This window comes from Mycobacterium sp. E3198 (assembly GCF_001667015.1).
GTDB lineage: Bacteria > Actinomycetota > Actinomycetes > Mycobacteriales > Mycobacteriaceae > Mycobacterium.
Genome location: NZ_LZIS01000183.1, coordinates 25414 through 33523 on the forward strand (window position 1 = coordinate 25414; position 8110 = coordinate 33523).

The following is an 8110-nucleotide window of genomic DNA, read 5'->3' on the forward strand; positions in this document are numbered from 1 at the left end:
ACACTCGACGACGTCAATTAAGCTGGCACGTCGTGAGCGAAGCCGACCCCGACCTTCCCGAGCAGTTCCGGATCCGCCGGCACAAGCGCGCTCGCCTGTTAGAGGAGGGGTGCGACCCGTACCCGGTCGCCATCGAGCGCACCCACACCCTGGCCGAGGTGCGTGCCGCCCACCCCGGCCTGCCGACCGACACCGCCACCGACGACGTCGTCGGCGTGGCGGGCCGAGTCATCTTCGCGCGCAATTCCGGGAAATTGTGCTTCGCGACACTCCAGGACGGCGACGGCACCACGCTGCAGGTGATGATCAGCCTTGACAAGGTCGGCCAACAGGCGCTCGACGCGTGGAAGGCGGACGTCGACCTCGGTGACGTCGTCTACGTGCACGGCAACGTGATCAGCTCGCGGCGCGGCGAGTTGTCCGTCCTGGCCGACTCCTGGCGGATGGCGGCCAAGTCGCTGCGCCCGCTGCCCGTCGCGCACAAGGAGATGAGCGAGGAGTCGCGGGTGCGGCAGCGCTACGTCGACCTCATCGTCCGCCCCCAGGCCCGGTCGGTGGCCCGGCAGAGAATCGCGGTCATCCGCGCGATACGCAACGCGCTGGAACGGCGCGGGTTTCTCGAAGTCGAAACGCCTATGTTGCAGACGCTGGCCGGTGGTGCCGCGGCGCGGCCGTTCATCACCCATTCCAATGCGCTCGACATCGATCTCTACCTGCGGATCGCGCCGGAACTGTTCCTCAAGCGCTGCATCGTCGGCGGATTCGACAGGGTCTTCGAGCTAAATCGCGTGTTCCGAAACGAAGGGGCCGATTCGACGCATTCTCCAGAATTTTCGATGTTGGAGACCTACCAGACCTACGGAACCTATGACGATTCAGCGATCGTCACGCGCGAGCTTATTCAAGAGGTGGCGGACGAGGCGATCGGAACCCGACAACTCCCGTTGCCAGACGGCAGTGTCTACGACATAGACGGAGAATGGGCGTCGATACAAATGTACCCGTCGCTGTCGGCGGCGCTCGGCGAGGAGATCACGCCCGAGACGACGGCCGACCGGCTCTGGGCCATCGCAAAGCGGTTCGGTGTGGAGATCCCGGAGAACCGCGGCTACGGGCACGGCAAGCTCGTCGAGGAATTATGGGAGCACGCTGTGGGCAACGCGCTGACCGCTCCCACCTTCGTCAAGGATTTCCCTGTCGAGACAACGCCTTTGACGCGCCAGCACCGCAGCATCCCCGGCGTGACCGAGAAGTGGGACCTCTACATTCGCGGGGTCGAACTGGCCACCGGGTATTCCGAACTCAACGACCCGGTCGTGCAGCGTGAGAGGTTCGCCGCGCAGGCGCGCGCCGCGGCGGCCGGCGACGACGAGGCGATGGTGCTCGACGAAGACTTTCTCGCCGCCCTCGAGTACGGGATGCCGCCGTGCACGGGAACCGGAATGGGTATCGATCGGTTGCTGATGACTTTGACCGGTCTGTCAATTCGAGAGACAGTTTTGTTCCCGATTGTGCGACCGCACTCCGGTTGAGTTACCCGTTGCGTCCGGATTGAGTATCCTGCGTTTCTATGGCAGATTGGTGCCTTGGGGAGTGAATCCAAACTGCTCAGCAACTGCTCAGGACGAAACGCGAGGGTAAGCTAATGGCGAAAAAAGTGACCGTCACCTTGGTCGATGATTTCGACGGTGCGGGCGCGGCCGACGAAACGGTTGAATTCGGGCTTGACGGGGTGACCTACGAGATTGATCTTTCGTCCAAGAATGCCGCGAAACTGCGCAACGATTTGAAGCAATGGGTCGCGGCGGGACGCCGTGTCGGCGGTCGCCGGCGCGGGCGCTCCGGTTCGGGACGTGGCCGTGGGGCCATCGACCGCGAGCAGAGCGCCGCGATCCGCGAGTGGGCCCGCCGCAACGGGCACAACGTGTCGACGCGCGGCCGCATCCCCGCGGACGTCATCGACGCGTTCCACGCGGCCACCTAAGCGCACCGCTCACCGGCGCCCGGGTCCTTTTACGGCCTGGGCGCCGGTTGTTTTGAATTTCGCTGGCGGCGGAATGATCGCCGGCCCCCGCCGGAAACGCTTTGGCGATTTTCCTCGTTTACCTGTTACGGCTCTGCGCTGACAGGGGGTTAAGAGAGGTATGTGGCCTGGACCGCCAGCCACCGCAACGTTAGGAACCCCGGCGGGCCGACCATTACAGTGGATGGCAGGTACGTGATGCCGACCGGCTGTACCGATGGCAGGGAGAGCAGGTAACCACCGATGTTCGAAAGATTTACCGACCGTGCCCGCAGGGTCGTCGTCCTGGCGCAAGAAGAGGCCCGGATGCTCAACCACAACTACATCGGCACCGAGCACATCTTGTTGGGTCTGATTCACGAGGGCGAGGGCGTCGCGGCGAAGTCGCTGGAGTCGCTGGGCATCTCGTTGGAGGGCGTCCGCAGCCAGGTCGAGGAGATCATCGGCCAGGGACAGCAGGCGCCGTCGGGACACATCCCGTTCACGCCGCGCGCCAAGAAGGTTCTCGAGCTGAGCCTGCGCGAGGCGCTGCAATTGGGCCACAACTACATCGGCACCGAGCACATCCTGCTGGGCCTCATCCGCGAAGGTGAGGGCGTGGCCGCCCAGGTGCTGGTCAAGCTGGGCGCGGAGCTGACCCGGGTGCGCCAGCAGGTGATCCAACTGCTGAGCGGTTACCAGGGCAAGGAAGCCGCCGAGGCGGGGACCGGTGGCCGCGGCGGCGAGTCCGGCAGCCCGTCGACGTCGCTGGTGCTCGATCAGTTCGGGCGCAACCTGACGGCCGCCGCGATGGAAGGCAAGCTGGACCCGGTCATCGGCCGCGAGAAGGAAATCGAGCGGGTGATGCAGGTGCTCAGCCGGCGCACCAAGAACAACCCGGTGCTGATCGGCGAGCCCGGCGTCGGCAAGACCGCCGTCGTCGAAGGCCTGGCGCAGGCGATCGTGCACGGCCAGGTCCCCGAGACGCTGAAGGACAAACAGCTCTACACCCTCGACCTGGGTTCGCTGGTCGCGGGCAGCCGCTACCGCGGTGACTTCGAGGAACGCCTCAAGAAGGTGCTCAAGGAGATCAACACCCGCGGCGACATCATCCTGTTCATCGACGAGCTGCACACGCTGGTCGGTGCGGGTGCCGCCGAGGGCGCGATCGACGCGGCAAGCATCCTGAAGCCCAAGCTGGCCCGCGGTGAGCTGCAGACGATCGGCGCCACCACGCTCGACGAGTACCGCAAGTACATCGAGAAGGACGCCGCCCTGGAACGCCGCTTCCAGCCCGTGCAGGTGGGGGAGCCGACGGTGGCCCACACCATCGAAATCCTCAAGGGATTGCGGGACCGGTACGAGGCCCACCACCGGGTATCGATCAGCGACTCCGCGATCGTGGCCGCGGCCACCCTGGCCGACCGCTACATCAACGACCGGTTCCTGCCGGACAAGGCCATCGACCTGATCGACGAGGCCGGTGCCCGGATGCGGATCCGCCGGATGACCGCGCCGCCAGACCTGCGTGAGTTCGACGAGAAGATCGCCGATGCGCGCCGCGAGAAGGAATCGGCGATCGACGCCCAGGACTTCGAGAAGGCGGCCAGCCTGCGGGACCGGGAGAAGACCCTGGTCGCGCAGCGGGCCGAGCGTGAAAAGCAGTGGCGTTCGGGCGACATGGACGTTGTCGCCGAGGTGGACGACAACGAGATCGCGGAGGTGCTGGGCAACTGGACCGGTATCCCGGTGTTCAAGCTCACCGAGGCCGAGACCACCCGGTTGCTGCGGATGGAGGACGAGCTGCACAAGCGGATCATCGGCCAGGTCGATGCCGTCAAGGCCGTCTCCAAGGCGATCCGCCGCACCCGCGCCGGGCTGAAAGACCCCAAGCGCCCGTCGGGTTCGTTCATCTTCGCCGGCCCGTCCGGTGTCGGTAAGACCGAGCTGTCCAAGGCGCTGGCCAACTTCCTGTTCGGCGACGACGACGCGCTCATCCAGATCGACATGGGTGAGTTCCACGACCGGTTCACCGCGTCGCGGTTGTTCGGCGCCCCGCCGGGATACGTCGGCTACGAGGAGGGCGGCCAGCTCACCGAGAAGGTGCGGCGCAAGCCGTTCTCGGTGGTGTTGTTCGACGAGATCGAGAAGGCGCACCAGGAGATCTACAACAGCCTGTTGCAGGTGCTCGAGGACGGCCGGCTCACCGACGGTCAGGGCCGCACGGTCGACTTCAAGAACACCGTGCTGATCTTCACCTCCAACCTCGGCACGTCGGACATCTCCAAGCCGGTCGGCCTGGGCTTCACCCAGGGCGGCGGCGACAACAACTACGAGCGGATGAAGCAGAAGGTCAACGACGAGCTGAAGAAGCACTTCCGCCCGGAGTTCCTCAACCGCATCGACGACATCATCGTCTTCCACCAGTTGACCCGCGACGAGATCATCCAGATGGTCGACCTGATGATCGAACGCGTCGGCAAGCAGCTCAAGGCCAAGGACATGTCGATGGAGTTGACCGACAAGGCCAAGGCGTTGCTGGCCAAGCGCGGCTTCGACCCCGTGCTGGGTGCCCGCCCGCTGCGGCGGACCATCCAGCGCGAGATCGAGGACCAGCTGTCCGAGAAGATCCTCTTCGAGGAGGTCGGTCCGGGACAGATCGTCACGGTCGACGTGGACAACTGGGACGGCGAGGGTGCCGGCGAGGACGCGGTGTTCACGTTCACCGGAACCCGCAAGCCGCCGGCCGAGCCGGACCTGGCCAAGGCCGGGGCGCACAGCGCGCCGGAAACGCAGTAGCGATCGCAGCAAACGGGCGGTTAATCTCTGACGGGATTAACCGCCCGTTTCGCATGTGAGGGGCCCGGCTGTGCTGATCGTGACCACCAACGACCTCCCGGGCTGGGAAATCCAGCGCGTTTGCGGCGAGGTGTTCGGGTTGACCGTCCGGTCACGAAACGCCTTCTCCCAGATGGGTGCGGGCTTCAAGGCGATGTTCGGCGGCGAGCTGGCCGGCATGACCAAGAATCTCGCCGAGAGCCGCAACGAAGCGATGGGGCGCCTGGTCGCCGAGGCGCGCAACCGCGGTGGCAACGCGATCGTCGCGATGCGGTTCGACACGACCGAGATCGGCGACGTGTGGACCGAGATCTGCGCCTATGGCACGGCGGTGCAAGCGGTTCCGGTCACCGAGGCCGCCAAGTACACCGCGGGCCAGCTCGGCTACGGCTCCGCGGCGCCGCAGCATTGACCCGCCGTCTACACTGACCGTGTCCTGATGGGTAACGGAATCTGGTGAAACTCCAGAACGGTCGCGCCACTGTCCAAAGTCAGACCCGGTGCTCGTCATCACCAGCGGGGACGCGTTTATCCCCGGAAGGAGTCGACAATGCCCGATCACCCGACGACCCGAACCCGGACCCGGTCGGTGGACCTGTCGGCGGCAAGCGCCGCGGTGTGGTTGGCGGCGACCGCCTTCCTGGCGCTGCTGGCGCTGTACTTCGTCGGCGTCGACCAGGGGGCGGTGTCGTTGTTCGGCGGCGATTCGCACGTGCACGAGTTCCTGCACGATGCCCGGCATCTGCTCGGCTTCCCCTGCCACTGATCGCGTGGAGAAGCGTCTGATCGGACGCGGCCTGCTGGCCGGTGTGTTCGGCGCGGTGTTGGCGTTCGCCTTCGCCCGCCTGTGCGCCGAACCGGTCATCGGCTGTGCGATCGCTTTCGAGGACGGACGCGCCGACGCCCTGGACGCCCATGGCGTGCACGAGCACGGGGCCGAGTTGTTCAGCCGCGGGGTGCAGTCGAACGCCGGGCTGGGTTTCGGCGTGTTGATCTTCGGCGTCGCGATGGGCGCGCTGTTCGGCGTCGTGTTCTGCGTGGTCTATCCGCGGGCGGGAGGCGCTGCACCGCACGGGCTTTCGCTGCAACTGGCGGGGGCCGCATTCGTTGCCGTGTATCTGGTGCCGTTCCTGAAATATCCGCCGAATCCGCCCGCGGTGGGCCAGTCGGACACGATCGGGGCGCGCACCGGCTGGTATCTGGTGACGGTGCTGGCCTCGGTGATGCTGGCCATTGCCGCGGTGTGGTCGGCGCGGCGGCTGACGGCCCGGTTCGGCGCGTGGAACGGGCGGCTGCTCGCGGCGGGCGCCTACGTCGCGGCGGTCGCGGTGGTGCTGACGGTCCTGCCGAGCACCGACGAGACGCCGCAACCGGTGCGGGACGCCTCGGGGGCGATCCTCTATCCCGGCTTTCCCGCCGACGTCCTCTACGAATTCAGGCTGCTTGCCCTCGCCACTCAGCTGGTGTTGTGGGCGACGATCGGCCTGGTCTTCGCGACGCTGGTCCGGCGGCCGCTTCAGGAGCGAGTCCCCGCGTGAGCGACGTCGTCCGGCTGACCCTGGTCTCGCACGCGATGACCGACGCCATGGCGGCCGGGCGGTTTCCCACCGACGAGCCGCTCAACGCGATCGGTCGCCGGCAGGTCAAAAAGGCTGGGCGGCTTGAGGTTCAGAAGGATGCGCGTCTGCTCGCCGGACCCGAGCAGCGGGCGCGGGAGACGGCGCAACTGCTGGGCCTGCGCGCCGCGACCGAGCCGCGGCTGGCCGACCTGCGTTGCGGGGGATGGTGCGGGCAGACGCTGCGGGCCGTCGGCCCCGCGGACCTCGAGACGTGGCTGACCGATCCCGCGCGGGCCCCGCACGGCGGTGAGTCGATCGTCGACCTGGTGGGGCGGGTGGCCGGCTGGCTGGACTCCCTGACCGGCAACGCCGCGCCCGCCGTGGCCGTGACGCATCCGGCGGTGATCCGCGCCGCAATCCTGCACAGCCTCGACGCACCCGCGAAGTCATTCTGGGGCATCGACATTGCCCCGGTGAGCCGCACCGTGCTGCACTTCCGCAACGGCCGCTGGACGCTGCGTTTGTAACTGGCCGATTTTTGTCGTACCCCGTTGTGATGATGGGGGTATGTTTTCGACGCCGCCTCCGTTGGGGGTGAACCATAAGAAGCGCCTGGAGGTGCTTTTTGAGGAGTTGTCGGAGTTGGCCGGGCAGCGCAACGCCATTGATGGGCGGATCGTGGACATCGCCGCGGAGATCGAGGGTGAGGGGTTGTGGGGCAACACCGGGGCCCGTTCGGTGGCGGCGTTGTTGGCCTGGAAGTTGGGCTCGTCGTCGGCCAATGCCCACACCATCACCACGGTGGCGCGCCGGGTGGCGGAATTTCCGCGCTGCGCGGCGGGCCTGCGGCAGGGGCGGCTGTCGCTGGATCAGGTCGGGGTCATCGCGGCGCGCGCCGGTGACGGATCCGATGCGCACTACGCCGAACTTGCCGCGGTGGCCTCGGTCAGCCAGCTGCGCACCGCGGTCAGCCTGGAGCCGCGGCCCCCGGCGGTGCGCCCGGCACCGCAACCGTCGATCACCAAGACCGCCACCGAGGAGCTGACGTGTTGGCGGATCAAGCTGGGAGCGTTGGACGCGGCGAAGTTCGACGCCGCCTTGGCGTCTCATCGGGACGCGCTGATCACCGAGTGGAAACACGACCACGGCGAGGACGACCACGCCTGCGCGGCTGCGCCGCCGCTCCCGGGCACTTTGGAGGCGTTTGTGCGGCTGGTCGAGGCCGGCTGGGACGCCGACGCCACCCGCCGCCCGCACGGCGCGCACACCACCGTGGTGGCCCACCTCGACGTCGCCAACCGGGTCGGCGCGCTGCATCTGGGCCCGCTGCTGTCTGATGCCGACCGCCAATACCTGACCTGCGATGCCACCTGCGAAGTCTGGTTCGAACGCCACGGCCAACCCATCGGCGCCGGGCGCACCACCCGCACCATCAGCCGCCGGCTGCGCCGCGCCCTCGAGCACCGCCACCCCACCTGCGCGGTCCCCGGCTGCGGGGCCACCCGCGGCCTGCACGCCCACCACCTGCGGCACTGGGAAGACGGCGGCCCCACCGAGCTGACCAACCTGATCCTGCTCTGCCCGTATCACCACCGGCTGCACCACCAGGGCCACCTCACCATCACCGGACCCCCCGAGGCCCTGACCGTCACCGACGAGGACGGCCAACCCCTGCACCCCGGATCACTGGCACGCCCACCCACCCAGGCCC

General features: G+C 67.3%; 8 protein-coding genes. All 8 read left to right on the top strand.

Annotation, left to right across the window (positions count from 1 at the left end; genetic code table 11):
• Positions 1 to 32: 32 nt before the first annotated feature.
• Positions 33 to 1532: a lysine--tRNA ligase gene (gene lysS / locus A5673_RS20550; RefSeq protein ID WP_068236612.1), complete on the top strand. Its 1500-nt coding sequence runs from the start codon at positions 33 to 35 to the stop codon at positions 1530 to 1532.
• A gap of 113 nt (positions 1533 to 1645) precedes the next feature.
• Complete coding sequence (lsr2, locus tag A5673_RS20555) at positions 1646 to 1984, top strand: histone-like nucleoid-structuring protein Lsr2 (protein ID WP_036363110.1); 339 nt, start codon at positions 1646 to 1648, stop codon at positions 1982 to 1984.
• 282 nt (positions 1985 to 2266) lie between these two features.
• Positions 2267 to 4801, top strand: a complete 2535-nt coding sequence (gene clpC1 / locus A5673_RS20560) for an ATP-dependent protease ATP-binding subunit ClpC (RefSeq protein ID WP_068236616.1) — start codon at positions 2267 to 2269, stop codon at positions 4799 to 4801.
• Positions 4802 to 4871: 70 nt separating this feature from the next.
• A complete protein-coding gene (locus tag A5673_RS20565) occupies positions 4872 to 5252 on the top strand; it encodes a YbjQ family protein (protein ID WP_068236619.1) in 381 nt (126 codons plus the stop codon).
• Between the two features lie 138 nt (positions 5253 to 5390).
• Entirely contained in the window at positions 5391 to 5606 is a 216-nt protein-coding gene (locus tag A5673_RS20570) for a CbtB-domain containing protein (RefSeq protein WP_068236622.1), read from the top strand.
• A 4-nt stretch (positions 5607 to 5610) separates the two neighbouring features.
• Entirely contained in the window at positions 5611 to 6378 is a 768-nt protein-coding gene (locus A5673_RS20575; RefSeq protein WP_068236625.1) for a CbtA family protein, read from the top strand.
• Positions 6375 to 6926 (top strand): histidine phosphatase family protein, encoded by a 552-nt coding sequence (locus tag A5673_RS20580; RefSeq protein ID WP_068236628.1) that lies wholly within the window; start codon positions 6375 to 6377, stop codon positions 6924 to 6926. The genes A5673_RS20575 and A5673_RS20580 overlap by 4 nt, the downstream gene beginning before the upstream one ends.
• Positions 6927 to 6966: 40 nt before the next feature.
• A partial coding sequence (locus A5673_RS20585; protein ID WP_068236645.1) for an HNH endonuclease signature motif containing protein occupies positions 6967 to 8110 on the top strand: 1144 nt, incomplete at its 3' end.